The sequence below is a fragment of the Sulfitobacter sp. CW3 genome (assembly GCF_019392245.1).
In the GTDB taxonomy this organism is placed as follows: domain Bacteria; phylum Pseudomonadota; class Alphaproteobacteria; order Rhodobacterales; family Rhodobacteraceae; genus Sulfitobacter.
The window spans coordinates 563,714-590,106 of record NZ_JAHXRL010000002.1; the positions used below are offsets into that span (position 1 = coordinate 563,714).

Consider the following 26,393-nt stretch of genomic DNA (forward strand, 5'->3'; position numbering starts at 1 on the left):
AGAAAGTGTCGGATACGGGCGCATTTCACGCAACATTCGTAAATTATGATGACGCATCAAGGAAGGATTCACCATGGACGGTGCATATGATGATCGCGACGGCAAGATCTGGATGGACGGCAAAATGGTCGATTGGCGCGATGCCAATGTCCATATTCTGACCCATGCCATGCACTATGCCTCGTCTGTGTTCGAAGGTGAGCGGTGCTATAACGGCAAGATTTTCAAAGGCCGCGAACATTCGGAACGTCTGCGCAAATCCGCCCAATATCTGGATTTCGAGATCCCCTATACCGTCGATGAAATCGAAGCCGCCAAATACGAAATGCTTCAGGCCAACGGTTGGACAGATGCCTATGTGCGTGCCGTTGCATGGCGTGGCGCGGGCCCTGACATGGGCGTATCAGCAGCACGCAACCCTGTGCGCCTGGCAATTGCCGGTTGGGAATGGGGCAACTATTACGGCGACGCCAAGATGAAGGGGGCCAAGCTCGACATCTCCAAATGGAAGCGCCCCTCGCCCGAGACGATTCCGGTGCACGCCAAGGCGGCTGGTCTGTATATGATCTGCACCACGTCCAAGCACGCGGCCGAGGCCAAGGGCTGCTCTGACGCGTTGTTCATGGATTACCGCGGCTATGTGGCCGAAGCGACAGGCGCGAACATCTTTTTCGTCAAGGATGGCGAAGTGCACACACCGCTGGCAGACTGCTTCCTGAACGGTCTGACACGCCAGACTGTGATCGGGATGCTCAAGGAAAAGGGCCTGACCGTCCACGAGCGTCGCATCATGCCCGAAGAGCTTGAAGGCTTTGAACAGTGCTGGCTAACCGGCACCGCCGCCGAGGTCACGCCCGTTGGCCAGATCGCGGATTACACATTCGAGGTCGGTGCCCTGACGCGCGATATCTCGGAAGCCTACGAAAAGCTGGTACGGACGTAGGGTGGGTGCCAACCCACCTTAACCAAATAAAAACGGCGCGGTTCATCCCCGCGCCGTTTTCCGTTTCGCGAAAGACTTAGTACAAGGCGACGGGGTTAATCATCGCCTGAACCGTGCCTTTGATCAGCGGCTGACCTAATACGAACATGAACTCCTTCACGCCGTCACGCACCAGCGGGCCGGTGTTCATCGTCTCAAGAATATAGATGCCGTTGTCTTTCAGCAGCGTAACGTGGCCATAGAAAATCTTGTCGCCCTCTTTGGCTGGGATCGCCTCAAGCCCCCAAGTATCGGCACCCACGGCCATCGGGTTCATCGACGCCATGTAAACCGCACCTTCGTTGTTCAGGCCCGGCTCGGATGACCCCCAGACGGCCGGGTTGCTTTCCAGCATGCCGTCGGTCCAACCAGTGTGGAAGATGACGATATCGCCTTCATTCACCGTGATCTCTTGGGCATCCATGGCCGCCTTAATCTCGGCCTCGCCGAAATGCTCGCCAGCGGCCAACACGTCTTTGCCGAAATGTTTGGCCATATCGACGATCACGGCACGGGCAACAAGCGGCGGCACGGCGTGGGTCCCCAGTTTAGTCAGCCCGCCAATCGCTGAAATCTCTTTTTCGTCCAGACAGTTATAGTATTGGCCGTTTTCACCCAAGTGACCCAAACCATCCAGCTGCGACCCGATGCCGATCCATGTCTGGATAATGTCGTCGTTGTAATTCCCCTCATACCCGAAGGCCGACAGCTTTTGCCCGCCTTGCTGGTTTGGCTGCACGATCTGCAGATTCAGTGACCGCGGTGGAAAGGCCGGAGTATCGGGGCCGATCACGATTCCAAGCGGCATGGATTTACCGCGTTTGATCAGCTTTGACGCCTCCAACGTCCGCTCGGCACTTATCAGGTTCGCCGATCCGATCTGATCCTCAGCGCCCCATTTCGAGGGCGCGCAATCCTGCGCAACTGCGCTACTGGCCGCAAAACCGCAGGCAATCGTTGCAATAATAATTGATCTCAAAGTCATGGTTCTTCTCCTCCCAGAAAATGAATGCGGACCCTTCTTTGAGAGATGATTCCGCACGTCCAGAGGATCAGGCTAGCATGATTTCCACCCAAGCGCGTATAACGCAACGTCGGGTGGCCTAGCTGGGGGTGCCTGGCGGCGGGCTGCTTGCCTTGGCTTTTGACCGATCCAGCCCCAGCTGGCGTTCCCGCCAGATGATCAGCACACCGCCGGTCATCACCAAACCGGCACCGATCAGGATGGCAGGCGTTGGTACTTCGCTAAAGACCAGCCACCCGATGATGGTCGCAAAAATCATCGACGCATAATCAAACGGAGCCAGCATAGAGACAGGCCCAAACCGGTACGAGGCGGTAATCATAATCTGGGCCACCCCACCAATCAGCCCGGCAACAATCAACAATGCGCAGACCCCAAGCCCGGGCGCGACCCACACCAAGGGCCCCCAATCCAAGACCAGCCCCAAAGGCAAAGTGAGAAATGAAAGCACCGTCGCGGTGAGAGAAAAGAAAAACACGATTGCTGCGGTGCTGTCCGTTTGCACCAATCGGCGGACGTGGATTTGCACCAACCCGCGCATGATCGACGCCCCCAAAACCATCAGCGCGCCCATCGTGGCCATCTGTGAAACTGTATCGCCGCCAACGGTAAAGCGTGGGAACAGCACGATCAAAACACCCACCAATCCGACGACAACCGCAGACAGCCGAAACAGCCGCACACGTTCGCCCAGAAAAATCGCCGCGAAAACAACGGTGAACAAGGGGGTCGCGTAACCGATTGCCGTGACTTCGGGCAACGGCAACAAACTAAGCCCGCCAAAGGTCAACCCCATGGCCGTTGTGCCAAACACACCGCGCCAAACATGCCCCATCAGATTTGACGGCTGCAACCCATGGCGCAGATCGCCCTGCTGCCAGAGCCACAAAATGATAATCGGAAATGCAAAGAACGATCTGAAAAACACAGCCTGCGCGGCTGGGACGGTCTCGGTTGCGGTCTTGATGATGGCCGACATGACCGTGAATAAAAAGACCGCCCCCAGTTTGAGGGCAATGGCCCGACCCGGGCGGTGTTCAGTCATCGTAGCTGCCATGCGCGATGCTTGCGCCCCTGCGGATCAAAGTGCAAGACCTCGCGAGCGGCGTATCGGAATTTTCGAAAATTCCGATACGAAAAATTTGAATTTTTCGGCCAGCTTAGCCGATGTGGCCCTGATTTTCGCCAACCTGCCCGCGGTGCAGCAGCATGTGATCCAGCAAGACGCAGGCCATCATCGCTTCGCCTACTGGAACTGCGCGGATACCGACGCAGGGATCATGGCGGCCTTTGGTAATAATCTCGGTATTTTCGCCTGATTTCGTGATTGTCTTGCGCGTGGTCAGGATGCTCGACGTCGGTTTGACTGCAAACCGCACGACAATATCCTGCCCCGTGCTGATCCCACCCAAGATACCACCTGCATGGTTCGACGAATAAACAGGCCCATCCGGGCCCATGCTGATCTCGTCGGCGTTCAATTCGCCCGTCAACATCGCGGCGGACATGCCTTCGCCGATTTCCACGCCTTTAACTGCGTTGATGCTCATCATTGCGGCGGCCAGATCGGTATCAAGCTTGCCGTAAACCGGCGCACCAATGCCAGCGGGAACGCCCCGCGCTGTTAATTCGATGATCGCGCCGACCGACGATCCGGACTTGCGCAAACCGTCCAGATAGCCGGCCCAATCCGCCGCCGCTTTGGCGTCGGGCACCCAAAACGGGTTCTGTTCAATCTGACCCCAATCAAACGCATCGCGGTCAATCTTGTGAGGGCCCATCTGCACCATATAGCCGGTGATCTGCACATTCGGGGCAATCGCCTTGATCGCCTCGCGGGCCAAGCCGCCTGCGGCCACGCGCGACGCCGTTTCCCGCGCCGAAGACCGGCCACCGCCGCGATAATCGCGAATGCCGTATTTCTGGAAATAGGTGATGTCGGCATGACCGGGGCGGAACTTGTCCTTGATATCACCGTAGTCTTTTGACCGTTGATCGGTGTTTTCGATCATCAACTGGATCGGCGTCCCGGTTGTGACCCCTTCGAATACGCCCGACAGAATGCGCACCTCGTCGGCCTCGCGCCGCTGGGTGGTGTATTTGTTCTGGCCGGGCTTACGCTTGTCCATCCATTGCTGGATCATCGCCGCGTCAACCGGCACGCCGGGCGGGCAACCATCGACGGTGGCACCCAAAGCAGGTCCATGGCTTTCGCCCCAAGTGGTCACACGGAAAAGATGGCCAAAGCTGTTGATCGACATATTGGATGCTCCTTTGCCCTCCGCATTAACGGGGGTGGGCGCGTGCCTCAAGGGGTTTTGGCTTGCCAAGGGCGCACAAGCCTCCTACGTCTTTGGGTACCTCGGGGGGCACTGTTGTGCTGAGATTGCGAAAGCTGACCCGTAGAACCTGAACCGGTTAACACCGGCGGAGGGAAGGTCTGGACATCACTCCAACGCTTTCTGACGCCGCATTTTGGAGGATGCCATGAAGTATCTTACACTTGCTGCCACAACTTTTCTTGCCACATCGGCCTATGCCGACACCCCTGAACTGGTGGTCTATACCTACGACAGTTTTATTTCCGATTGGGGCCCCGGCCCGGTGATCGAAAAGGCGTTCGAGGAAACCTGCGCCTGCGATCTGAAATTTGTCGGCATGGGCGATGGTCCCGCGTTGCTGGCCCGGCTCAAGCTTGAGGGCGCAAGATCCGACGCGGATATCGTGCTGGGGCTGGATACCAGTCTAATCGCTGCGGCCAAGCAAACCGGTCTGTTTGCGCCGACCGACGTAACCGCCGACTATGATCTGCCCATCGCATGGAACGACGAAAGCTTTGTCCCCTATGATTGGGGCTACTTCGCCTTTGTCCATAGCACTGATCTGACACCACCCCACAATTTTCGCGAACTCGGCGAAAGCGATATCAAGATTATCATCCAGGACCCGCGGTCATCCACCCCGGGCTTGGGTCTGCTGATGTGGATCAAAGAGGCATATGGAAACGAAGCCCCGGCAATATGGGCAGGGCTGGCCGACAATATCGTCACCGTCACCAAAGGCTGGTCCGAGGCCTACGGTCTGTTCCTTGAGGGCGAAGCCGATATGGTGCTAAGCTATACCACATCGCCCGCCTACCACATCATCGCCGAGGAAGATGAGACAAAGGTCGCGGCCCCTTTTGACGAAGGTCATTACATGCAGGTCGAAGTTGTCGGCAAATTGGCGAACAGTGATCAAAGCGATCTGGCCGGCGCGTTCATGGAATTCATGGTGTCGGATGCCGCGCAATCTGTGTTGCCAACAACGAACTGGATGTATCCTGCGATCATGCCAAAAGACGGATTGCCCGCCGCGTTTGATCAATCCATCGAACCTGAAAAGGCGCTTTTGATTCCGAACGAAGCCGTTCCCGCACTTCGAAAAGAGGCGCTGGCCGAATGGCTTTCCGCGCTTTCGCAATAAGTAAAAATACCGGGATCAGCGCGGCCACTTTGGTGGTCTTGCTGATCCTTGCTGCACTTTGGGCGGTATTGTCTCGCGCAGAGTACGGCAGCGGCCTAGGCCCCGCTGAATGGTCTGCAATCCACTTTACTGTCGTCCAAGCGGCGTTATCTGCGGGCATCTCGACCCTGCTTGCCGTTCCTGTTGCGCGTGCTTTGGCGCGCAGACGGTTTACTGGGCGTGGCCTGTTGGTGACCTTGCTTGGCGCGCCGTTCATCTTGCCGGTTATTGTCGCGGTTCTGGGCCTGTTGACGGTATTCGGGCGTGCTGGTTGGCTGAACATGGCGCTCGCTGGCGTGAACCTTCCCACGATATCAATTTATGGGCTGCACGGGGTTGTACTGGCACATGTGTTTTTTAACCTGCCGCTTGCGACGCGTCTGTTGTTGCAAGCGTGGCAGACGCTGCCCGCCGAACGGTTTCGTTTGGCGGCCCAGCTTGATCTGACACCGCATGCCGTTTTCCAAAGCATCGAATGGCCGATGCTGCGCCAGATTTTACCCGGAACGGCTGCGTTAATCTTTGTCATGTGCCTGACCAGCTTTGCCGTGGCGCTGACCCTTGGCGGCGGCCCGCGCGCCACGACCATCGAGCTGGCAATCTATCAGGCATTCCGGTTTGATTTTGACCTAAGCCGCGCCGCCTTGTTGTCCTTGGTGCAGCTTGTTCTGGCTGGCAGTGCCGCGTTCCTTGCCCTGTGGATTATACCCAGTGTCAGCATGGGCGGTGGCCAAGATCGAGCCCGTCAACGTTGGGATGCACGGGGCGGGGTTCAGCGACTGATGGACGGTATCGCCATCACGATTGGCGCACTGTTTTTGCTGCTGCCCTTTGGCGCAATCATCACGCAGGGTCTGGCCGGGTTGATGGTGACGCCGGCAAGCGTCTGGCAGTCGGCCGTTACATCGGTCGGCGTTGCCCTGTGCAGTGTGGCGGTATTGCTGATGCTGGCGTTGCCGATGGCGGGTTGGATCGCCACCGCCAAACGCGGCAGCGTCGAGGCCATCGGCCTGTTCGGCATAGCGGCCTCCCCCCTCATGGTCGGCACCGGCTGGTTTATCCTGATCCACCCCATCACGGACCCTGTGTTATTTGCCCTTCCCGTGACGGCGTTGGTGAATGCGCTTATGGCCCTGCCTTTTGTGCTGCGTATCCTTGTTCCGCCACTACGCGACACGGTGCAGGTCTATGGACGCCTGTCCCAAGCGTTGTCTCTCCAAGGTTGGCCGTTTTGGCGTTGGGTCGTCTTTCCCCGGCTGCGTCCGCAGATTGGCTTTGCGATGGGGCTGACCGGCGCGCTTTCCATGGGGGATCTTGGCGTGATCGCCCTATTCGCGGATCAAGACCACACCACGTTGCCATTGCAGATGTACCGTCTTATGGGCAGCTACCAGATGGAGGCCGCAGCAGGGGCCGCGCTTATTCTTTTGGCGCTCTCGCTGGGCATTTTTTGGATTTTCGACAAGGCAGGACGCGGCCATGCTCAAGCTTGAACAGGTGCTTATCACCCAAGGCACATTTTCAGTGCGGGCCGATATGTCGATTGAAGCGCAAAAGAAATATGCGGTCATAGGACCGTCCGGCGCAGGCAAATCAACGCTGCTGGGTGCGCTGTGCGGGTTTATCCCCATCACCGAGGGCCGATTGACATGGCAAGGGCGCGACATCACCGATGATGCCCCCGGCGCAAGGCCGATGACGATGCTATTTCAGGACAACAACCTGTTCCCCCACCTAAGCATCTTGCAGAATGTCGGGCTTGGCTTGCGCCGTGATATGCGACTGACAGCAAGCGAAAAGGCAGATGTAGAGCGCGCGCTGTCACGGGTTGGGCTCGGGGATATGGCAGATCGAAAACCCGGATCGCTATCCGGCGGACAGCAAAGCCGTGCCGCGCTTGCACGTGTATTGGTTCAGGCGCGGCCGCTGGTGTTGCTTGATGAACCCTTTGCCGCACTTGGGCCTGCATTGCGAACCGAGATGCTGGATCTGGTTCAAGAGCTGGTTACAGAAACGAACGCGTCGCTGATCATGGTCACCCACGACCCGAAAGACGTGGCCCGCATCGCGGACGAGGTTATATTTGTCGCAGGCGGCATCGCGCATGCCCCACAACCTGCCAAGGCGTTGATGGAGAACCCGCCCGCAGAACTGCGCAGCTATCTGGGATAGTCAGAAAAACACCAGATAGAACGCCACCGCGACACCAAGCATCGCAAGATAGCCCAACAGAACATAAAGCCCGTCCCGCGTAAAAAGCCCAAAGGCGAACAGTGCCACAGTGGCCCCGCCGGATGACGAGGCAAACGGCACAAACTCCAAAAAGGGCCACCCGATGGGCAGGATCGTGCACATCGCCAACGTGAGTACGCGCATCGGCCCCGTCGTCATAAACTGCAAACGTTTGCCTGAATGACGGTCAAAAAACGAAGACGGCTTGCGCAGCCATCCCACAACGCTGTGCAAATGCGCTGATTTCATCTGCTTGTTCAGCAGGAACTCCGGCAACCATAGCCGCTTGCGCCCCAAAAGCGCCTGCGCAGACAGGGTAAACACCAGGATGGCCATAAAGGTCGACACGCCGATCACGCCTGACAGAGGTGACACCAGCAGGACCGATGCCAGCAAAATAAACGGGGTGATCGACCGATCGCCGAACTCTTCCAGCACATCGCGCAGCGTGACGTTATCCTGCTCGGCGGCGCTTTGCATCCCGTCCAGCAGGTAATTCAAACTGTTGTCGGTCGCAGTCAGCATCAGACCCTCAAGATCAGCCTTCCAAGGCAAGCATCGCGTTCAACCCGGCACGATAGGTCGGGTATCTAGGCGTCCAACCCAACGCCTGCTTGATCAGGTCGTTCCGAACCTTTTTGCTTTCGGCATAAAAACTGCGCGCCATTGGGGTCATCTCGGCGTCATCAATCGCGGTGGCGGGCGGGATCGGGACCCCCAGCAGTTCGGCCGCGTAGGCGATCACATCTTGGGGCGGGGCCGGATCATCGTCGCATAGGTTATAGATCGCGCCGGGGGCAGGGCTGCGCAGCGACAACTCTAACGCTTGGGCGATGTCATCCACATGGATGCGTGAAAACACCTGACCGTCTTTGATGATCCGCCGCGCAGTCCCCGCGCGCACCTTGGCAAAGGGGCCACGCCCGGGGCCATAAATCCCCGCCAGCCGGAAAACATGCAGCGGAAGATCAGGAATAGCCTGCCACCGCGCTTCGGCATCAACCCGCGCCTGTCCGCGTCTGGTCGAGGGGCTGAGCGGCGTGGTTTCATCCACCCAGCCGCCGCCGTGATCGCCATACACGCCGGTAGTCGACAGATAGCCAAGCCACCGCAGGTTGGGCGCAGCGCGGGTGATATCATCGTTCACCTCGTTCAATACCGGATCGCTGTCCGGCCCCGGCCCTGCAGACACAAGAATGTTGGGAAACGCGCCCACCAGCGCCGCCAGATCAGTGCCCGGCCAGACCACAGGTTCGACCCCGGTCGCGGCGATTTGATCCGCCTTATCGGCGCTGCGGGTGGTCCCAACGATGCGCCACCCTTGCGGCACCAGTCGTTCCGCCAAGGCGCGCGCGCTATAGCCGTGGCCAATCGATAAAAGTGTTTTTTTCATCAAACTATCACATTCCCAGCGGCAGCTTTATCCGCTTTTCTTTGCCGACCAAGGCGTTGATCTGCGCGATATGTTCGGGCAGGCATTTGGTCGTAAAATCATAATTTTCAACCACATGCTTGCGTGCAGCTGGCCCAAGATGGTCGTATTTCTTAGGGTGCGCCAAGACATCAATCACCTGATCCGCCAGCGCTTGGGGCTTGAAAAAGTCACACAGCAAACCGGTTTCGCCATGGGTAATCGCCTCGCGTACCGGTGCCACGTCGGACGCGACAATCGTCGCCTCCATCGACATGGATTCAAGCAATGACCACGACAGTACAAAGGGCATCGTCAGATAGATGTGGCAGCGGCTGATCTGAACGACCTTCTGGTATTCAGCATACGGCAGCTTGCCCAAAAAATGCACGCGGCTCCAATCGATGTCTTTGCCGACCTCGGCCTCCATCTCGGCGCGCAGCCCACCGGGGTGTTTGCTTTTTCCGCCATAGGACGTGTCATTGCCGCCCAACACCAAAACCCGCGCATTTGGGCGTTCTTTCAGAATTTTAGGAAGCGCGCGCATAAAGACATGAAACCCGCGTGTCCGTTCCAGATTGCGGGCGATATAGGTCACGATCTCGTCGTCGCGGGTCAACTCATGATTCAAGCGACCCAGCTTTAGTGTCACCTTTGGGTTCGGCTTTAATCGATCCGTGCGAATGCCATCGTGGCAAACATATAGCTTGTCGTGAAAGCTTTTTGGGAAACGATCGCGCTGCCAATAGGTCGGGCTAAGCCCCAGATCGACGGTTTCGATATTCGTCAATGGCACGGCATTGCGTGCCCGCAGCAAAAATGCGGTATCCTCGGACACCGGGTCCTCTGGATCGAACCCGACAGGGCCACCCTTGTCGCTGTAAAAATATTCAAAGAAACCGATGATCGGGACATCCGGCCAAACGTCTTTGAAAAATGTCAGCTCGCCCCAGCCCACATGACCGATCACGATATCAGGCTTGAACCCTTCGGTTTTTTCAATCCGGCGCGCCGCGCGTGCGGCACCTAAACCATTACCTGCGCATTCTTCCCAATTTTTGGACAGACCATAGGCATTTTCGGCAGGCTTATGATGAGGTTTGTAAATACGCGACGCGACCCCGTCAAAGCTGGGCGGCGGTTGGCGCTGCGTCAGAAAATAGATCTGGTGTTCGCCCGTATCCGCCAGCCATTGCACCAACTCGCGATACTGGCCGGGCATATTCTGGTGAACAAACATGATCTTCATAAGTTTCGCCCGAAAGAGACCGCTGCGATTTCAGATAGCCCAAGCCAACCGCGCATTGCAAACACTGCCGCTACTTGCCCTTCCAAACGGGGTCGCGTTTCTCGGCAAAGGCTCGGGCCCCTTCCAGCTGATCGTCAGACGCATAAAGCGTATCTACCGTTTCCAGTTGCCGCCCTGTGATCCGGTTCATGGCATCCTGAAACTTGGAATCCTCGGCATCGCGCACGATTTCCTTGATCGCGGCATAGACCAAAGGCGGGCCAGACGCCAAAAGCCGCGCCAGCTCCCATGCCCGGTCCATCAACTGGTCGGCAGGCACGATTTCATTCACAAGGCCCCAGCCTTTCGCCTCTGGGGCGTCAAACCAACGGCCGGTCAGCAATAGCTCCATCGCGATGTGATAGGGAATACGCTTGGGCAGCTTAACACTCGCGGCGTCAGCCACCGTGCCCGACCGGATTTCAGGCAGCGCAAAAGTCGCGTGATCCGCTGCTAAAATCATATCCGCGCTCAGCGCCAGCTCAAGTCCGCCGCCGCAGGCGATGCCATTTACCGCGGCGATCACCGGCTTGTTCATACCGCGCAATTCCTGCAATCCGCCAAAGCCGCCCACGCCATAATCATCATCCACCGCGTCACCACCAGCGGCGGCTTTCAAGTCCCATCCGGGGCAGAAAAACTTACCCCCTGCCCCTGTGATGATCGCCACGCGCAGATCAGGGTGATCGCGGAAATCGCGAAATGCCTCGCCCATCAGTCGCGATGTTTCCAGATCAATTGCATTCGCTTTGGGCCGGTCCAAAGTAACCAGCAGAATGCTTCCATCGGTTTCGGTTTTCACAACACTCATGACATGTTCCTTTTAGGTACGGCGGATCAGGGCATCGACAGCAATGGCGCTATCAGTGCCGCAGATCAACGGGTTAACCTCAACCTCGCTGATCGCACCTTGATGCGCAATCACATAGGCCTGAACCGACATGATCGCTTTGGTAATCGCGCCCAGATCAGCCCCAGGCTTGCCCCGATACCCGTTCAGCAAAGGCGCAATGCGCAGATTTTGCAGCGCGTCTTGTATCTGCGCAGGCTCCACTGGCAACAGCATCGAAACGGTATCTTGCCAAAGCTCGGTCAACACACCGCCTGCGCCTATGGTCAATAAGAACCCATGGGCAGGGTCACGCGTCACACCGATCAGCAGCTCTGCGACCGGGCTTCCCACCATCTCTTCCACCAGAAAACTGTCGGTGGGCATCTCATTGGCCCGGGCTTCAACTGCGTCGGGGGAAAGCCCCACAACCACGGCACCGGCCTCGGACTTATGTGCCAACCCTTGCCCCTTCAGCACGACCAAGCCGCCAATTTTCTCGGCGATAATACCAGCTTCAGCAGCCGAGTTTGCGGCGTATCCCTTTGGCACCCTAAGGCCGAATTCCCCAAGCATTTCTTTTGCTACAGATTCGGATATCAACTGCGCGGCGCGGTCGGCACCGGGTTGTAAGGGCGGCACGGGATCCGGCGACACATTGAACGCCGCCGCTTCTGCCGCCGCGATTGCTTCGCTCAGACCGCAGATCGGGGTGACACCCCCGGCGATCAGCCGCTCCATGACATCATGAGGCATCAACTCTGGCAACGTCGCCACGACAGCAACGGGCCGCCCCGACTGCGCTTGAAGGTTCAGCGCCGCCTGCGTCGCACATTCCCAATCCTCCGCATCCGTATGAGGATAATCAACGATCACCAATGTCAGACCGATATGTTCCGCAGCCATAGGCAGCCACGCCGCTGTCATTTTCTCAACATCGCGCCAGACATAGGTGTTGTAGTCCAACGGGTTGGACAGCGCGACCATGGGGCCAAGCGCATAGCGCAACGCGCGCTTTTGGCCCTCGTTCAAGGCTGGAAATGACACCGCACGGCCATGCGCGGTATCAGCAGCCAAACTCGCCTCTCCTCCGGAACAACTGATCGACGATAGCAAAGACACGTCCAGCCGCCCGTTGACATGAAGAACTTTCAGCGCCTCAAGAAAACTTGGCAAATCACGCAGCCTGGCAATTCCCAACCGACGCAACAAGGCCGCGGCCCCCGCATCCCCCCCAGCAAGGGAGGCCGTATGCGACACGGTTGCACGTTGGGCCTGATCCGATACGCCCACCTTAAGCGCCACCAACGGGATGCCCTTTTCTGCCGCCGCAATGGCGAGCCTGTTCCACGCATGCGTGTCCGAAAACCCCTCGATGTGCAGGCCAATGGCCGTGACACGGGGATCATCCAGCAAAGCCAAAGCAATCTCAGCCTGCTTGGTCTGGGCCATGTTTCCACAGGTCACCATATAAGCAATCGGCAACCCGCGCTGCTGCATCGTTAGATTGATCGCGATGTTGGAAGATTGGGTTAGAATCGCGACGCCGCTGTCCACAGGCGCGCAACCGTGCTGATCCGGCCACAAAAGCGCGCCATCCAAGGCATTGATAAAACCATAACAATTGGGCCCCAAAATCGGCATACCCCCGGCCGCTGCTACCAACTGTGCCTGCAGCGCAGTGGCGGTATCATCCTCGGCTTCCGCTTCCGAGAACCCCGATGCAAAACACACGGCACCACCCGCCCCCATGGCCGATAACTCGGCGACCACGTCCACCGTGGCACGCCTGTTCACACCGATGAAAGCAGCGTCTGGGACCTCAGGCAATTCAGCCAACGAACGAAAGGCCTGGATACCCTCTATGCGCACCCCTTTTGGATGCACAATATACAGCGCGCCCTGAAATCCCATTCGTTGCGATTGCCGGATAACCTGCGCGCCCCACGCGCCACCACCGATCAAAACAATCGATTTTGGCCGCAACAATCTATCAAGGTTGCGCATCACATGCCGCCCCGCATCAAAAGAGTTTTTATGCCTTCGGCGAGGATATTTAAAAGCCAGAGAATACGGGTCCGCCCCCCATCCGTTATCGCAGATAGGGGGCTTCTCCGGCTACGGCCATCGGCGTCCCCGCCTGTACCGCCCAGAAAAACTATCCCCCTTATGCTGAACAAAGGCTTAAACGCCGCAGCCACTTCCGCATTCTCTGGCTTAAAAATATCCCAGGGGGATGGGCGCAAGCCCAGGGGGGCTGGCCCCCCTTCCCGACCGATGCCGAAAGGCAGCGGAACGTTAGGCTCCCAGCGCACGCAACATCTCGCGACTAATAATGTGGCGCTGGATTTCGCTGGTACCGTCCCAAATCCGTTCTACTCTTGCATCACGCCAGAAGCGTTCAATCGGGTAATCGTCCATCAACCCCATACCGCCGTGCAATTGCAGCGTTGCGTCCGTCACACGGGCCAGCATCTCCGACGCATAAAGCTTGGCGCTTGCGATCTCACGGTTTGCAGGCAGACCTTTGTCCAAGCGGTCCGCAGCGGCAAGCGTCAGCAGATCAGCCGCGTCAATTTCGGTAATCATATCGGCCAGCTGGAAACTCACCCCTTGGAACTTGCCGATCTTCTGGCCGAACTGTTCGCGTGTCGCTGCATAATCCATTGCATAGTCGAACACCCTGCGTGCCCGCCCCACCGACATTGTCGCAACCGTGATGCGGGTGGCATAAAGCCACGTGTTCATCACGTCGAACCCGCTATCGACTTCGCCCAACACCTGCGCATCCGGCAGGCGGCAATCGTCGAATTCCAGAATCATGTTCTTGTAGCCACGGTGGCTGACCGACTTGTACCCGTCGCGGATCGTAAAGCCCGGCGTGCCGCGGTCCACCAGAAAGGCGGTGATCCGTTTTTTCGGACCTTTGGGGGTCATATCTTCGCCTGTCGCGATGAAGACGATGATGAAATCGGCATGGTCCGCGCCCGAGATAAAATGCTTGGTCCCGTTCACCACCCAATCGCCACCATCACGCCGTGCTACGCATTTCATACCGCGCACATCCGATCCGGCACCCGGTTCGGTCATCGCGAGCGCATCCATGCGTTCGCCGCGCACGGCAGGCATCAGATAGCGGTCGATCTGTTCGCCCTCGCAGGCCATCAGGATGTTCTGCGGCCGTCCGAAAAAGTGGTTCAGCGCCATGGAACCCCGCCCCAACTCGCGCTCGACCAATGCGAACTCAAGATGGTTCAGCCCAGCGCAACCGACGCTTTCGGGAAAGTTGCAGGCATAAAACCCCAGCTCGATCGTCTTGCGCTTGATCTCATCTGCGATTTCCTGGGGAACTTCACCGGTTTGTTCGACCAGTGTCTCGTGGGGGTAAATCTCTTTTTCAACAAAGCTGCGCACGGTGTCGGCTATCATCAGGTTTTCTTCGGACAGACCGTAATTCATTGCTGGTCTCCCGAGATACCACAGTTAATGCGCATAGTTTGATCCTTCTTCGTTCAAAATTGCCTTGAGCTCTGCCAGATGGCGGGCGTCTTGTTCGGGGTAGTTTTCCAGCTCTTGCGCGGTTTTTTCTGCGATATCGTCAGGGATGCGCCGCAAGGGCATGCCGGTTTGCAGGGCCCGAATATATGTCTCGGCGGCGCGTTCAAAATAGAACAGCCGGTTGAAAGTATCAGCCACGGTATCGCCGATCACCAGCACCCCGTGACTGCCCATGACCATCACTTTTTGCTTGGGATCGGTCAGCAATGCGGCACAGCGCGCGCCTTCATCCTCAAACGCCAATCCGCCGTAATCTTCGTCAATCACGACGCGGTTGAAAAACGTGCAGCAGTTTTGATCGATCGGCGGTAGGCGGCTGTCTTGCAAGCTGGCCAGCACCGTCGCGTGGATCGAATGCACATGCATTACGCATCGTGCGTGGGCACAGGCGCGATGCACACCACCGTGCAAGCCCCACGCGGTGGGATCGGGCGCATCGGGGCCATTCAATGTGTCGGGGTTGTTGGCATCCACCTCGATCAGATCGCTGGCTTTGACCCTGCTAAAATGCACCTGGTTCGGGTTCATCAGAAACTTGGTGCCATCGTCATTCACTGCAAGACTAAAGTGGTTCGCGACCCCTTCGTGCATGTTCAAGCGCGCTGTCCAGCGAAACGCTGCGGCCATGTCCACGCGTTCTTGCCAGTGGTCCATATTCTGACGGATTTGCGTCACGGTCATCTGTGTCTCCCTGTTTTGCCCGAGCGATCGGTGTTCCTTGCGTCGCATCACCTTGAACCTCGTGCAATCTTCGTGTCAACGTCAGGCATGACACATTTTCCCTTCCCCTCGTGGCCCGATGTGGCGGCTCAATTGGTATCCGTCGCTGCGGGGCGCGCGTCGGCGGATATGATTATCAGCGGCGGGGTTTGGGTCAATGTCCACACCCGCGAGGTTCTGCCCGATCATGACATTGCCATCGCGGCGGGACGCATTGCATTTGTTGGCCCCGATGCCAGCCATTGCAAAGGCGAGGATACGCAGATCATCGACGCCAAGGGGCGCTATATGATCCCGGGTCTGTGTGACGGGCACATGCACATTGAAAGCGGCATGTTGACGCCGGCGGAATTCGCCCGCGCTGTGATCCCGCATGGCACCACGTCAATGTTCACCGACCCGCATGAGATCGCCAATGTTTTGGGCCTTGAAGGTGTGCGAATGATGCATGACGAGGCGCTTTTACAACCGATCAACATATTCACCCAGATGCCATCTTGTGCGCCTTCCGCGCCGGGGATGGAAACAACAGGGTTCGAGATCACCGCCGAAGACGTCGCCGAGGCGATGGAATGGCCCGGTATCATTGGTCTGGGCGAGATGATGAATTTCCCCGGCGTGACCAATGGCGACCCCAAGATGCTGGCCGAGATCGCCGCGACACAGCGGGCGGGCAAAACGGTCGGCGGACATTATGCATCGCCCGATCTGGGGCCAGCCTTTGCCGCCTATGTGGCCGGCGGGCCAGCGGATGATCACGAGGGCACCTGCGAGGCCGACGCAATTGCGCGGATGCGTCAGGGAATGCGGTCGATGATCCGGTTGGGATCGGCGTGGTATGACGTTGAAACGCAAATCACCGCGATCACGGAAAAGGGGCTGGATTCGCGCAACATGATCCTGTGCACCGATGACTGCCATTCGGGCACCTTGGTCAATGACGGGCATATGAACCGGGTCGTGCGCCACGCGATTGACTGCGGCTGTGATCCGCTGGTTGCTTTGCAAATGGCGACGATCAACACGGCCACCCATTTCGGGCTGGAACGCGAGATCGGGTCGCTGACGCCGGGACGGCGGGCGGACGTAATCCTGACTTCTGATCTGAAGACCTTGCCGATCGAGACCGTGATCGCGCGCGGGCAGATTGTGGCGCAAGCGGGCGAATGTGTGGTGGATTGCCCGCATTACGATTGGCCCACATCCGCGCGGAAAACCGTGCATATGGGCAAAACGCTTGATGCGTCCGACTTTGAGATTGCGGCCCCCAAGGGCGCAAATGCGGTCACCGCGAATGTGATCGGCGTGGTCGAAAATCAGGCCCCCACCCGCGCGCTGAAGTTCGAACTGCCGGTGACCGACGGGCGTGTGCAAGCCACCGGCGAGGTTTGCCAGATTGCGCTGGTTGAACGGCACCGTGCAACGGGGACTGTTGTAAATGCCTTTGTCTCGGGGTTCGGATATGAGGGGCCGATGGCGATGGCATCGACCGTGGCCCATGACAGCCACCACATGATTGTCGTTGGCACCGATGCCGATCACATGGCGATGGCCGCCAACCGGCTGGGCGAGGTCGGCGGCGGCATCACAATCTTTAAAGACGGCAAAGAACTGGCATTGGTCGAACTGCCCATTGCAGGCCTGATGTCCGACAGCCCGGCATCCGAGGTCGCGCAAAAGACCGAAGCCATGATGCAAGCCATGCGCGACTGCGGCTGCACCCTGAACAACGCCTATATGCAGCATTCCCTGCTTGCCCTTGTTGTGATCCCAGAATTGCGCATCTCGGACCTTGGGCTTGTTGATGTCCGCAGCTTTGAATTTATCCCCTTGTTAGAGCCTCATTCATGACCCGTATCCTAAGCCCCGACAGCCCCCCAGCTGAGCAATTCACCGACGCGAAGAAAGCTGTCGAGCGGCTGATTTTGCTTTATCAGCAAGCGACGGGTTTTCTGACAGAACATTTTCAGAAAGCCATGGATGAGGCCGCAACGGATACCCGGATCAGGGCATTCTATCCCGAAATCCGCTTTACCACGTCAACCTATGCGCAGGTCGATTCGCGGCTTTCTTTTGGTCATGTGTCGAACCCCGGCACCTATGCTGCGACCATCACCCGCCCCGAACTGTTCAAATACTACCTGACACAGCAAATCGGCCTACTGATTGAAAACCACGGGCAACCTGTCGTCATAGACGTGTCGGACACACCGATCCCGGTGCATTTTGCGGTTTCGGGCGATGCCGCGATTACGATCCCGCATGACGGGGCGGCAGAATTCACCCTGCGGGATGTGTTCGATGTGCCCGATTTAAGCACCACCAACGATGACATCGTAAACGGCACTTATACGCCCTCGAATGGTGTCGGCGCTTTGGCACCTTTCACGGCACAGCGTGTTGATTATTCGCTGGCGCGACTGGCCCATTACACGGCGACCGATCCCGACCATTTCCAGTGCCACGTGCTGTTCACCAACTATCAGTTCTATGTGACCGAATTCGAAGAATATGCCCGCGCCATGCTGCGCGACCCCGACAGCGGTTATACGTCTTTTGTCTCCACCGGGGATGTGGAAATCACAGACGGCGACGCGCCTTTGCCCGGGACCGGTAAAACACCGCAAATGCCGACCTACCACCTGAAACGGGCAAACGGCTCTGGCATTACGCTGGTCAACATCGGTGTCGGCCCGTCGAACGCGAAAACGGCCACCGACCACATCGCCGTCTTGCGCCCGCATGCATGGCTGATGGTGGGCCACTGCGCCGGACTGCGCAACACGCAACAGCTTGGCGATTTTGTGCTGGCCCACGCCTATCTGCGCGAAGATCACGTGTTGGATGATGACCTGCCCGTCTGGGTACCGATCCCGGCGCTGGCCGAAATCCAGATCGCATTGGAAGATGCCGTCGAACAGGTGACCCAGCTTGAGGGGTACGAGCTGAAACGCATTATGCGCACAGGTACCGTGGCAACCATCGACAACCGCAATTGGGAATTGCGCGATCAATCTGGCCCCGTACAACGTTTGTCGCAATCGCGTGCCGTCGCGTTGGACATGGAAAGCGCCACAATCGCAGCAAACGGATACCGCTTTAGAGTGCCCTATGGCACGCTTCTATGTGTGTCAGACAAGCCCCTTCATGGTGAGCTAAAGCTGCCTGGTATGGCCTCAGGGTTCTACAAAACACAGGTCGCACGGCATCTGATGATCGGAATTCGCGCCATGGAACTGCTGCGTGATATGCCGCTGGAAAGGCTTCACAGCCGAAAACTGCGATCATTTGAAGAAACCGCCTTCCTTTAAACGGGTAAAAATGCAGAAAAGCGCACGTTTTCGCTCATTTTCAGCACCTATTCGTTGTGTTCTCACACTACATACCGTTACATTCTGCCCGTGAGGCCCTAATTCGGGCGGACGAAGGAGAAAAAAAGATGGCTACAAAACCAATGACAAAAACCCAGCTCGTCGCAGCTCTGGCCGACGAAATGGGCACAGACAAAAAAGCGGCTGGCTCTGCACTTGATGCAGTATGTGCTTTGATCACAAAAGAAGTCTCCGGCGGCGGCGCTGTGACACTTCCTGGCATCGGCAAAATCTATTGCCGTGAACGTCCAGAGCGCATGGTACGCAACCCTGCGACCGGCGAACAGTTCAAGAAAGAAGCGGACAAGGTCGTTAAGATGACCATCGCGAAAGCGTTGAAAGACAGCGTTAACGGCTAAATCTGGCAACAGGTTTATCCAAAAGGGTCGCCCTAGGGCGGCCCTTTTTTAATGCCATCAAGGCACCGGCTCTTGCGCATCAAACGCATCTAAGAAAAGGTCAGCCGACCAAGGTTTCAGAAAGGCCCCCTCATGGATATTCGCGCTATTCTCGCGGGGCTTGCCTTTGCTTTTATGTGGTCGTCGGCCTTTACCTCGGCCCGTATCATCGTGGCTGACGCCTCCCCCCTGATGGCGCTTTCCGCGCGCTTTCTCATCTCGGGGCTGCTGGGGGTCGGCATTGCGCTGGCAATGGGCCAAACATGGCGGCTGACCAAGGCCCAATGGCGCGCAACGATCATCTTTGGCATCCTGCAAAACGCGGTGTATCTGGGCCTGAACTTTGTCGCGATGCAGACCGTGCAAGCATCACTGGCCGCGATTATTGCGTCGACCATGCCGCTTTTGGCCGGGTTGGCAACATGGCTGTTCCTTGGCGAAAAACTGAAACCGCTCGGCATTGCGGGTCTGGTCGCGGGTGTTTTCGGGGTGTCGATCATCATGGGCGCGCGGATCAGCGGTGGTGTTGATATGATGGGCCTGATGTTGTGCGGGATTAGCGTGCTGGCCTTGACTGCGGCCACGTTGCTGGTGCGCGGGGCGACGTCCGGTGGTAACTTTATGATGGTTGTGGGCCTGCAAATGCTGGTGGGCTGTGTGACGCTCACGCTTGCTACGCTGTTGTTCGAGACCCCGCATATCACCCCAAGCTGGCCGCTTTTTGCGGCGTTCGCCTATACGTGTTTGGTACCGGGCCTTTTGGCAACTGTTGTCTGGTTCTGGCTGGTGAACCGTATTGGCGCAACGCGTGCCGCAACATTCCACTTCTTGAACCCGTTTTTCGGCGTGGCGATCGCAGGTATATTGCTCGGCGAACCTTTGGGTGGGCACGATATCCTAGGCGTCATCATCATCACCTTTGGCATTCTAGCCGTTCAAACTTCACGGCAACGCACCGTTTAAGGGATGTTCGTTTTCTTTCAAAGAAAACGGCCCGGAATTTTCGAAAATTCCGCCACCGCCCAATTGCACTGGTGCGCGTAAACTGCCTCACGAAAAGGTGCGTTACTTCAACAAACCCTTTGAAAATTTCGCGCCAGCCCCATCTAGTATATCAAGACCGCAAAGGAGACATCCATGCCCAAGTATCAAAAGACCCCCGACGCCGTCGCGGCCCTGTCACCCGAGGAATACCACGTCACCCAGCAAAGCGGGACAGAGCGCCCCGGCACCGGCAAACTGCTTAGCAACAAAGAGCCGGGCATTTACGTAGACATCGTATCAGGCGAGCCCTTGTTCGCGTCAGCCGATAAATACGAATCCGGCTGCGGGTGGCCCAGCTTTACCAAAGCGATTGAACCCGCATATGTGAACGAATTGCGGGACGACACCCTTGGCATGATCCGCACCGAGGTGCGCAGCACACATGGCGACAGCCATTTGGGTCATGTCTTTCCCGATGGCCCACCGGACCGTGGCGGGCTGCGGTATTGCATCAATTCTGCCTCGCTTCGCTTTGTTCATCGCGACGATATGGAAGCCGAGGGATATGGGGACTACATCAATCAGGTGGAGAACGTAGCATGACACAACAACGTGCAGTATTGGCCGGCGGATGCTTTTGGGGCATGCAAGATTTGATCCGGAAACGCGACGGGGTCATTTCGACCCGTGTCGGGTATTCTGGCGGCGACGTGCCCAATGCGACCTATCGCGATCACGGCACCCATGCCGAAGTGATCGAAGTGATCTTTAACGACGAGGTTCTAAGTTATCGTGATTTGCTAGAGCTGTTTTTCCAGATCCACGATCCATCGACGCTGAACCGCCAAGGCAATGACCGCGGTCTAAGTTACCGTTCTGCAATCTACTATGAGAACGATGATCAAAAGGCCGTAGCCCTGGATACTATCGCCGACGTCGACGCGTCAGGCATCTGGCCTGCAAAGGTCGTAACCGAAGTCGAACCCGTTGGCGATTTTTGGGAGGCCGAAACCGAGCACCAAGACTACCTTGAGCGGATTCCAAATGGCTATACCTGCCACTTCCCCCGTCCTGATTGGGTTTTGCCCAAGCGCGCAGCCGCTGAGTAAACCGCTATAGTAACCGGCTGACAACGCAAGGTTTTCTAAGGTTATCGTTATTGTACCGCCAGCGAATAAATTCGCTGGCGGTTTACTTATTAACCTATAACTACGCGTTTCCCCACTTTCTAATGAGAAATACGAGCCGAACTGGTTACCCGGTATCGGACGTGTCGACAATTATAGTCGCCACGCACCAATACCGCGCGCCGCGACTATATTTCAAATATGGCCATATGATGGTCCTGATGCAAACTATTAACAAAAGGTTAACAAAATAAAGATTCTGTTAATTTTTATCCGTTTGCGATTCTGGGGCGTCCCGTGGCCTCGACCATGATCACCGCTTCGATAAAAACTTCGCGGTTTTCGACCTTGGAGGTGCGAATATCATGCGCGCATTTCACTTGAATATCTGCAACGCCAGCGGTCTGCGCGCCTGACACAGCCTTCTGCCGCAGCGCATCCTCAAGCTGCGCGATGGCGCTGGCCTGATCGGTGAAATCCTGCGGTCCACTGATCAGGTGAACACGGTATCGCCCTTCGCTGGGCGATGTGACCGTCCCGCTTTCGCGCATCGTCACACGACCAACCACAGCCCCAATGGCGTTTGCCACATCCGCATGTTCCGGCAAGATCATCTGCGCCCCAAGCATTCGCCCAACCGCCGGATAATAAGCTGCTGCAGAGGCACCCAGCCCGATCACCGGAACATTCAGCGCAGCATCTATCCGCAAAAGTCCCCGATGCCCCATCAACCCTCTTTGCAGCAAAACGTGGCGCGCCAGCACGTCGGGGGCAGTATCAAAGGCCTGATCTTCTTCTGCAAAGGCGGTTTCCAGCAATGCCAGTGCGGTTTGATGCGTCAGCTGATCAACAATCATCTGCGCCATCACATCAGGGTCGGGGGCCAGCATATTTCCCGCCCCCGTCCGCCGACGCCCGAATAGACCCAAGGCCTTGCGCGCAGCATCTGTATCCCACGTCTCAACGCGGCCCAAAGCATGGCTTGCGTCCGACGGCGTCACACCGGCAATCTGAACCAGCCCGCGTTCAACCAACCGTTGCAGCGCGCCTGTCTCGATCCGCGAGCGCAGGATATTACCCAGCGGATGCACACCATCGCCGATGCGTTCCAGCAGGGCGCTCTCTCGGGGGCCGATACCTTCGTGGGTTTGCCCTGCGACGGCCCGCACGAACCTCGCGTCAAATTCACCCGGCGTGGCGGTGCGCAATTGCGCATCCAATGCATCGTGGACAATTTCCGGCGCATCGACGGCCACCAACGATACCGGCAACAAACGTCTAGGCCCAAGCGTGATACCGCCCTGCAGCCCCTCGGTCAGGAAATGTACCTCGCTATCACCGCCCAGTCCCGTCGTACGCATCGCCACCGCTTCGACCATGGTACGATAGGGCCCGACTTGGGCACCCGCAGGATCAATTGCCGGCCGCCCTTCACGCAGCAACGCCACATCGGTTGTGGTCCCGCCAATGTCACTGACCAATGCATGATCCGCGCCCGTCATCCAACGCGCCCCGACGATCGACGCAGCAGGCCCGCTTAGGATCGTCTCGATCGGGCACTCGCGGGCTTGGCTCGCTGAAATCAGCGCCCCGTCGCCGCGCACCACCATCAAAGGGGCCGTCACACCAATCTCGGTCAGCACATCCTCGGCGCGGCCAATCAAGCGGTCAATCATCCCGATCAAACGCGCATTCAAAACAGCCGTCAGCGCGCGTTTTGGGCCATTCAACTTGGCCGACAATTGATGCGACGATGAAACCGGTTTGCCCGTCAACTGCGTCACAAGATCGGCCACCCGCAACTCATGCGCAGGGTTGCGGGTGGCGAACTGGCTGGCAACAGCAAAGCCGCTCACATCCCCTTTGTGCTGCTCAAGGAAAGCAACCAATGCAGTCTCATCCAGCGGGATCGCTTCGCTGCCGGCATGGTCATGGCCGCCCGCCAGGATCAGATACGGATCACCCTTTAACGCGTCGGCCAATCCATGGGCCTGCAAATCCCGCTCCTTGAAGCCGACATAGATCAGCGCGACACGACCGCCTTGCCCTTCGACCAGCGCATTGGTCGCCAGCGTTGTCGACAAGGATGCAAGCGACACATCAGCCGCGCTTACATCCGCCTTGGCCAATACTGCGCGCACCGCATTTCCGACGCCAATCGCAAGATCATTCCGGGTTGTCAGCGCCTTGGCCGACGCAATCACAGTCTTTTCGTCACGGATCACCACCGCATCCGTATAGGTTCCGCCGGTATCAACACCCAGAAGCAACGCCATCGTCTTCTCCTTGAACTATTCGCACGGGTTTAGAGATAACCCCGTTCAGGTCCAGCCTGTTTGCGTCATTTTGCGGCCAAGCGGGCCACCGCCCAACGCGCCGCATCCGCCACGGTGGCATCAGGGTCCTGGACTAAAGGTTGCGCCGCTGCCGAAAGCCGCGGCTTGCCCGAATTTCCGATGGCATAAAGAACATTGCGGATGAACCGATCCCGCCCGATCCTTTTGATCGGCGATCCCGAAAACCGCGTGCGAAATGCCGTATCATCAAGCGTGACGAGGTCGGCCAGATCAGGTGCGCCCACCCCGCCGTGATAGCGCATATCGCTGGCCGCGACGGCGAACTTGTTCCATGGGCATGCGGCAAGACAATCGTCGCAGCCGTAAATCCGGTTGCCCATCTTGCTGCGCAACGCCAGATCAACTGGGCCTTTGTGTTCAATCGTCAGATAGGAAATACAACGCCGCGCATCCAGCCGGTAGGGCGCAGGAAATGCGTCTGTCGGACAGGCATCCAAGCACGACCTACAAGACCCGCAATGATCGACCTCGGCACCGTCAACGGGCAACTCAAGCGTGGTGAAAATCGCACCCAGAAAGGCCCAATTCCCCCAATCACGGCTCAGTAAATTGGTGTGCTTGCCCTGCCACCCCAAACCCGCCGCTTGGCCCAACGCCTTTTCCGGCACCGGTGCGGTATCCACGAAAACCTTCACCTCACAGGTTTCCTGCTCGATCAACCAACGCGCCAAACGTTTGAGACGCTTTTTAACAATGTCATGGTAATCGCGGCCATGGGCATAAACCGATATCGCGGCCTTATCTGTATGCTCCAGCACCGCCGTCGGATCATGCTCAGGCGCATAGCTTTCTGCCAGCATAATAACCGACCCCGCCTCGGGCCACAAAGCAGCGGGGTCACCGCGCCACGCCATCCGGTCTGCCATCCACGCCATCTGCCCGTGGTACCCTGCCTCAACAAAGGCCGCCAACCGCGCGGGGACTTGCGGAACATCCGACGGGCGGCAAACTTTGCAGGCCACAAACCCCTCGGCCAACGCCTGAGCCACCAAACGATCCTTTAAATCGTCCATATCTTCTCTGGCTCTGAAATATCCTCGGGGGTTTGGGGGCAGACAGCCCCCAACGCTGTCCGCTTAAAAATCAAGGTCATTATAGTGCTTTGGCGGCGGAAACCCTGGTACCTGATCAGCTAGCAACGATCTGAAGGCAGGGCGTGATTTGATCTTGGCGTACCAGTCTTTCACAACGTCGGACCGGTTCCAGTCCACGTCCGAGATATAATCAAGCGATGACAGATGCGCCGCTGCCGCGAAATCGGCCAGCGTCATGACATCACCTGCCAGCCACCGCCGATGATCAAGCAGCCACGCCATATAATCGATGTGATATTTGATCGCCTTGGCACCATCTTTGACATTGCGGCTGTCAGGGAAACCTTGACCCATGACCTTTTTGTTCACACGCTCGTACAGCAGCTTTGATGTCACTTCGGCGTGGAACTTGTCATCAAACCAGCTGACCAGACGGCGCACTTCAAGACGTTGAACCGGGTCGCTTGGCATCAAGGACGGTTCCGGGCGGGTTTCCTCGATATACTCGCAGATCGCCGCACTCTCAGACATCATCACCCCATCCAATTGCAGGACAGGCACCTTGCCAGCGGGATTTCTGCGCATGAAATCAGGGTCTTGCTCCCAGTATCGCTCTTCTACCCGCTCGACCTCGATCTTCTTTTCGGCAAGGCTAAGCCGGACCTTTCGGCAGAAAGGAGAAAGAGGGACGTGAAACAGGCGGGCCATATGGGGATCCAAAACTAAGGTTGAGCTTATCCACTCATGCCTGTGTTAACTGGCATTTTCAACTCTCGAAACAAGCGGCGCGCCCATCCTTGCTGATTGTCGCCGCCCCGTCGCGTATCTGCGCGCTGCGCTTTTTGGTATAATTACCGGGGTTTGAGGCAGACCGGGTTTTGGGGGATGGCAGTATCGCGGCAAGCCGTGCCGCTTGCGTGGCCGACAGCTTTGACGGGCTGACACCGAAATAATGCTGCGCTGCAGCTTCTATCCCAAATACACCTTCGGCAAACTCTGCAACGTTAAGGTAAACCTCAATAATACGGCGCTTTGTCCAGACTGCCTCGACAAGCGGGGTGATCGCAGCCTCCAACGCTTTTCGGACCCATGTGCGACCGTGCCAAAGATAAACATTCTTGACCGTTTGCTGGCTAAGGGTGGATGCGCCACGGTTCGATCCTTCGGCAATTGCCCTTTTGATCGCCGCCAGATCAAAGCCCCAGTGATAGCAGAAATTCGCATCCTCAGCCGCCACCACGGACCGCGCCATAACTGGGGCGATTTCCTCAAGCGGGACCCAGTGGTGATCGACACCACCCAACCTGCGGGACTCGCTGAACATATAGGGTGTGGTGGGCGGATTCAGCATTGCAAACAACAAGATGAACGCCAGCAAAACCCCGACAACGACCAGCATCAGCTTGAGCGCGGCACGTATCACACGCCGTTTAAAGCCCCCACGTGATTTAGCGGCGACTTTGGTCTTTTTCGATGATGCGCGTTTTGCCATGGCCACCAGCTATACTGCCCAGAGCGGTTGTTGTGAACGGGCGTTACACCTTGAAAGTGCCTTTTGCCTGATACGCGCCATC

Annotated in this window: 24 protein-coding genes and 1 riboswitch; of the genes, 10 read left to right on the top strand and 14 right to left on the bottom strand. The window is 57.5% G+C overall.

Features of this window, described 5'->3' with window-relative positions; genetic code table 11:
* Positions 1–73 precede the first annotated feature (73 nt).
* Positions 74–943 carry a branched-chain amino acid aminotransferase gene (locus KZZ06_RS06175; RefSeq protein ID WP_219579158.1) on the top strand — a complete coding sequence of 290 codons (870 nt, stop codon included), beginning with the start codon at positions 74–76 and terminating at the stop codon, positions 941–943.
* A gap of 76 nt (positions 944–1,019) precedes the next feature.
* Here the strand turns inward: KZZ06_RS06175 and KZZ06_RS06180 are convergent, their stop codons facing one another.
* The 3 genes from KZZ06_RS06180 to aroC form a co-directional block, all read right to left on the bottom strand.
* Positions 1,020–1,967 carry a cyclase family protein gene (locus KZZ06_RS06180; protein ID WP_219579159.1) on the bottom strand — a complete coding sequence of 316 codons (948 nt, stop codon included), beginning with the start codon at positions 1,965–1,967 and terminating at the stop codon, positions 1,020–1,022.
* A gap of 118 nt (positions 1,968–2,085) precedes the next feature.
* Positions 2,086–3,063, bottom strand: a complete 978-nt coding sequence (locus tag KZZ06_RS06185; protein WP_219579160.1) for a DMT family transporter — start codon at positions 3,061–3,063, stop codon at positions 2,086–2,088.
* Between the two features lie 103 nt (positions 3,064–3,166).
* Positions 3,167–4,267 carry a chorismate synthase gene (aroC, locus tag KZZ06_RS06190; protein ID WP_219579161.1) on the bottom strand — a complete coding sequence of 367 codons (1,101 nt, stop codon included), beginning with the start codon at positions 4,265–4,267 and terminating at the stop codon, positions 3,167–3,169.
* 92 nt (positions 4,268–4,359) lie between these two features.
* A riboswitch (TPP riboswitch) is annotated at positions 4,360–4,459 on the top strand.
* A gap of 34 nt (positions 4,460–4,493) precedes the next feature.
* On the opposite strand from aroC, the gene thiB reads away from it, so the two are divergent.
* The 3 genes from thiB to KZZ06_RS06205 are packed head-to-tail and all read left to right on the top strand — an operon-like array spanning position 4,494 to position 7,682.
* Positions 4,494–5,471 carry a thiamine ABC transporter substrate binding subunit gene (gene thiB / locus KZZ06_RS06195; RefSeq protein ID WP_219579162.1) on the top strand — a complete coding sequence of 326 codons (978 nt, stop codon included), beginning with the start codon at positions 4,494–4,496 and terminating at the stop codon, positions 5,469–5,471.
* Positions 5,447–7,003, top strand: a complete 1,557-nt coding sequence (locus KZZ06_RS06200; RefSeq protein WP_219579163.1) for a thiamine/thiamine pyrophosphate ABC transporter permease ThiP — start codon at positions 5,447–5,449, stop codon at positions 7,001–7,003. The genes thiB and KZZ06_RS06200 overlap by 25 nt, the downstream gene beginning before the upstream one ends.
* Positions 6,990–7,682 (top strand): ATP-binding cassette domain-containing protein, encoded by a 693-nt coding sequence (locus tag KZZ06_RS06205; RefSeq protein ID WP_219579164.1) that lies wholly within the window; start codon positions 6,990–6,992, stop codon positions 7,680–7,682. The genes KZZ06_RS06200 and KZZ06_RS06205 overlap by 14 nt, the downstream gene beginning before the upstream one ends.
* Here KZZ06_RS06205 and KZZ06_RS06210 read toward each other — a convergent pair whose 3' ends face one another.
* The 7 genes from KZZ06_RS06210 to KZZ06_RS06240 all read right to left on the bottom strand — a co-directional run bounded on the left by KZZ06_RS06210 (position 7,683) and on the right by KZZ06_RS06240 (position 15,509).
* On the bottom strand, positions 7,683–8,267 hold the full coding sequence (locus tag KZZ06_RS06210; RefSeq protein ID WP_219579165.1) for an exopolysaccharide biosynthesis protein: 585 nt from the start codon (positions 8,265–8,267) through the stop codon (positions 7,683–7,685).
* Positions 8,268–8,280: 13 nt separating this feature from the next.
* Complete coding sequence (locus KZZ06_RS06215; protein ID WP_219579166.1) at positions 8,281–9,135, bottom strand: SDR family oxidoreductase; 855 nt, start codon at positions 9,133–9,135, stop codon at positions 8,281–8,283.
* Between the two features lie 7 nt (positions 9,136–9,142).
* Entirely contained in the window at positions 9,143–10,402 is a 1,260-nt protein-coding gene (locus KZZ06_RS06220) for a glycosyltransferase family 4 protein (RefSeq protein ID WP_219579167.1), read from the bottom strand.
* A gap of 70 nt (positions 10,403–10,472) precedes the next feature.
* Positions 10,473–11,252 (bottom strand): carnitinyl-CoA dehydratase, encoded by a 780-nt coding sequence (locus KZZ06_RS06225; protein ID WP_219579168.1) that lies wholly within the window; start codon positions 11,250–11,252, stop codon positions 10,473–10,475.
* 12 nt (positions 11,253–11,264) lie between these two features.
* On the bottom strand, positions 11,265–13,277 hold the full coding sequence (locus KZZ06_RS06230) for an acetate--CoA ligase family protein (protein WP_219579169.1): 2,013 nt from the start codon (positions 13,275–13,277) through the stop codon (positions 11,265–11,267).
* Positions 13,278–13,568: 291 nt separating this feature from the next.
* The gene (locus tag KZZ06_RS06235; RefSeq protein ID WP_219579170.1) at positions 13,569–14,729 is read right to left on the bottom strand and encodes an acyl-CoA dehydrogenase family protein; all 1,161 of its coding nucleotides are present in this window, start codon (positions 14,727–14,729) and stop codon (positions 13,569–13,571) included.
* Between the two features lie 24 nt (positions 14,730–14,753).
* Positions 14,754–15,509 carry a class II aldolase and adducin N-terminal domain-containing protein gene (locus KZZ06_RS06240; RefSeq protein WP_219579171.1) on the bottom strand — a complete coding sequence of 252 codons (756 nt, stop codon included), beginning with the start codon at positions 15,507–15,509 and terminating at the stop codon, positions 14,754–14,756.
* 87 nt (positions 15,510–15,596) lie between these two features.
* Between KZZ06_RS06240 and ade the strand changes: the two genes are divergently transcribed.
* The 6 genes from ade to msrA all read left to right on the top strand — a co-directional run bounded on the left by ade (position 15,597) and on the right by msrA (position 21,410).
* Positions 15,597–17,399 (top strand): adenine deaminase, encoded by a 1,803-nt coding sequence (ade, locus tag KZZ06_RS06245; RefSeq protein WP_219579172.1) that lies wholly within the window; start codon positions 15,597–15,599, stop codon positions 17,397–17,399.
* Positions 17,396–18,859: an AMP nucleosidase gene (locus tag KZZ06_RS06250; protein ID WP_219579173.1), complete on the top strand. Its 1,464-nt coding sequence runs from the start codon at positions 17,396–17,398 to the stop codon at positions 18,857–18,859. The genes ade and KZZ06_RS06250 overlap by 4 nt, the downstream gene beginning before the upstream one ends.
* A 128-nt stretch (positions 18,860–18,987) precedes the next feature.
* Entirely contained in the window at positions 18,988–19,278 is a 291-nt protein-coding gene (locus KZZ06_RS06255; RefSeq protein ID WP_175498591.1) for an HU family DNA-binding protein, read from the top strand.
* Positions 19,279–19,410: 132 nt separating this feature from the next.
* Positions 19,411–20,280, top strand: a complete 870-nt coding sequence (locus KZZ06_RS06260) for a DMT family transporter (protein ID WP_219579174.1) — start codon at positions 19,411–19,413, stop codon at positions 20,278–20,280.
* A gap of 174 nt (positions 20,281–20,454) precedes the next feature.
* On the top strand, positions 20,455–20,904 hold the full coding sequence (gene msrB, locus KZZ06_RS06265; RefSeq protein ID WP_219579175.1) for a peptide-methionine (R)-S-oxide reductase MsrB: 450 nt from the start codon (positions 20,455–20,457) through the stop codon (positions 20,902–20,904).
* Positions 20,901–21,410, top strand: a complete 510-nt coding sequence (gene msrA, locus KZZ06_RS06270; RefSeq protein ID WP_219579176.1) for a peptide-methionine (S)-S-oxide reductase MsrA — start codon at positions 20,901–20,903, stop codon at positions 21,408–21,410. Before msrB ends, msrA begins: the two co-directional genes overlap by 4 nt.
* Before the next feature lie 287 nt (positions 21,411–21,697).
* On the opposite strand, the gene KZZ06_RS06275 is transcribed toward msrA, so the two are convergent.
* The 4 genes from KZZ06_RS06275 to mtgA all read right to left on the bottom strand — a co-directional run bounded on the left by KZZ06_RS06275 (position 21,698) and on the right by mtgA (position 26,311).
* On the bottom strand, positions 21,698–23,704 hold the full coding sequence (locus tag KZZ06_RS06275) for a hydantoinase/oxoprolinase N-terminal domain-containing protein (RefSeq protein WP_219579177.1): 2,007 nt from the start codon (positions 23,702–23,704) through the stop codon (positions 21,698–21,700).
* 65 nt (positions 23,705–23,769) lie between these two features.
* Entirely contained in the window at positions 23,770–24,798 is a 1,029-nt protein-coding gene (queG, locus tag KZZ06_RS06280; RefSeq protein WP_219579178.1) for a tRNA epoxyqueuosine(34) reductase QueG, read from the bottom strand.
* A 63-nt stretch (positions 24,799–24,861) separates the two neighbouring features.
* Complete coding sequence (locus KZZ06_RS06285) at positions 24,862–25,527, bottom strand: glutathione S-transferase family protein (RefSeq protein ID WP_219579179.1); 666 nt, start codon at positions 25,525–25,527, stop codon at positions 24,862–24,864.
* Positions 25,528–25,585: 58 nt separating this feature from the next.
* Complete coding sequence (gene mtgA, locus KZZ06_RS06290) at positions 25,586–26,311, bottom strand: monofunctional biosynthetic peptidoglycan transglycosylase (RefSeq protein WP_219579180.1); 726 nt, start codon at positions 26,309–26,311, stop codon at positions 25,586–25,588.
* Positions 26,312–26,393 lie beyond the last annotated feature (82 nt).

What these genes read in the sequence shown, in the direction of transcription:
- KZZ06_RS06175 (WP_219579158.1), top strand. Translation starts at nt 74, where the DNA reads ATGGACGGTGCATATGATGATCGCGACGGCAAGATCTGGATGGACGGC.
- KZZ06_RS06215 (WP_219579166.1), bottom strand. Translation starts at nt 9,135, where the DNA reads ATGAAAAAAACACTTTTATCGATTGGCCACGGCTATAGCGCGCGCGCC.
- KZZ06_RS06220 (WP_219579167.1), bottom strand. Translation starts at nt 10,402, where the DNA reads ATGAAGATCATGTTTGTTCACCAGAATATGCCCGGCCAGTATCGCGAG.
- KZZ06_RS06240 (WP_219579171.1), bottom strand. Translation starts at nt 15,509, where the DNA reads ATGACCGTGACGCAAATCCGTCAGAATATGGACCACTGGCAAGAACGC.
- KZZ06_RS06285 (WP_219579179.1), bottom strand. Translation starts at nt 25,527, where the DNA reads ATGGCCCGCCTGTTTCACGTCCCTCTTTCTCCTTTCTGCCGAAAGGTC.
- mtgA (WP_219579180.1), bottom strand. Translation starts at nt 26,311, where the DNA reads ATGGCAAAACGCGCATCATCGAAAAAGACCAAAGTCGCCGCTAAATCA.
- thiB (WP_219579162.1), top strand. Translation starts at nt 4,494, where the DNA reads ATGAAGTATCTTACACTTGCTGCCACAACTTTTCTTGCCACATCGGCC.
- queG (WP_219579178.1), bottom strand. Translation starts at nt 24,798, where the DNA reads ATGGACGATTTAAAGGATCGTTTGGTGGCTCAGGCGTTGGCCGAGGGG.
- KZZ06_RS06255 (WP_175498591.1), top strand. Translation starts at nt 18,988, where the DNA reads ATGGCTACAAAACCAATGACAAAAACCCAGCTCGTCGCAGCTCTGGCC.
- KZZ06_RS06185 (WP_219579160.1), bottom strand. Translation starts at nt 3,063, where the DNA reads ATGGCAGCTACGATGACTGAACACCGCCCGGGTCGGGCCATTGCCCTC.
- aroC (WP_219579161.1), bottom strand. Translation starts at nt 4,267, where the DNA reads ATGTCGATCAACAGCTTTGGCCATCTTTTCCGTGTGACCACTTGGGGC.
- KZZ06_RS06225 (WP_219579168.1), bottom strand. Translation starts at nt 11,252, where the DNA reads ATGAGTGTTGTGAAAACCGAAACCGATGGAAGCATTCTGCTGGTTACT.
- msrA (WP_219579176.1), top strand. Translation starts at nt 20,901, where the DNA reads ATGACACAACAACGTGCAGTATTGGCCGGCGGATGCTTTTGGGGCATG.
- KZZ06_RS06260 (WP_219579174.1), top strand. Translation starts at nt 19,411, where the DNA reads ATGGATATTCGCGCTATTCTCGCGGGGCTTGCCTTTGCTTTTATGTGG.
- KZZ06_RS06210 (WP_219579165.1), bottom strand. Translation starts at nt 8,267, where the DNA reads ATGCTGACTGCGACCGACAACAGTTTGAATTACCTGCTGGACGGGATG.
- KZZ06_RS06200 (WP_219579163.1), top strand. Translation starts at nt 5,447, where the DNA reads ATGGCTTTCCGCGCTTTCGCAATAAGTAAAAATACCGGGATCAGCGCG.
- msrB (WP_219579175.1), top strand. Translation starts at nt 20,455, where the DNA reads ATGCCCAAGTATCAAAAGACCCCCGACGCCGTCGCGGCCCTGTCACCC.
- KZZ06_RS06250 (WP_219579173.1), top strand. Translation starts at nt 17,396, where the DNA reads ATGACCCGTATCCTAAGCCCCGACAGCCCCCCAGCTGAGCAATTCACC.
- KZZ06_RS06235 (WP_219579170.1), bottom strand. Translation starts at nt 14,729, where the DNA reads ATGAATTACGGTCTGTCCGAAGAAAACCTGATGATAGCCGACACCGTG.
- KZZ06_RS06205 (WP_219579164.1), top strand. Translation starts at nt 6,990, where the DNA reads ATGCTCAAGCTTGAACAGGTGCTTATCACCCAAGGCACATTTTCAGTG.
- ade (WP_219579172.1), top strand. Translation starts at nt 15,597, where the DNA reads ATGACACATTTTCCCTTCCCCTCGTGGCCCGATGTGGCGGCTCAATTG.
- KZZ06_RS06180 (WP_219579159.1), bottom strand. Translation starts at nt 1,967, where the DNA reads ATGACTTTGAGATCAATTATTATTGCAACGATTGCCTGCGGTTTTGCG.
- KZZ06_RS06275 (WP_219579177.1), bottom strand. Translation starts at nt 23,704, where the DNA reads ATGGCGTTGCTTCTGGGTGTTGATACCGGCGGAACCTATACGGATGCG.
- KZZ06_RS06230 (WP_219579169.1), bottom strand. Translation starts at nt 13,277, where the DNA reads ATGCGCAACCTTGATAGATTGTTGCGGCCAAAATCGATTGTTTTGATC.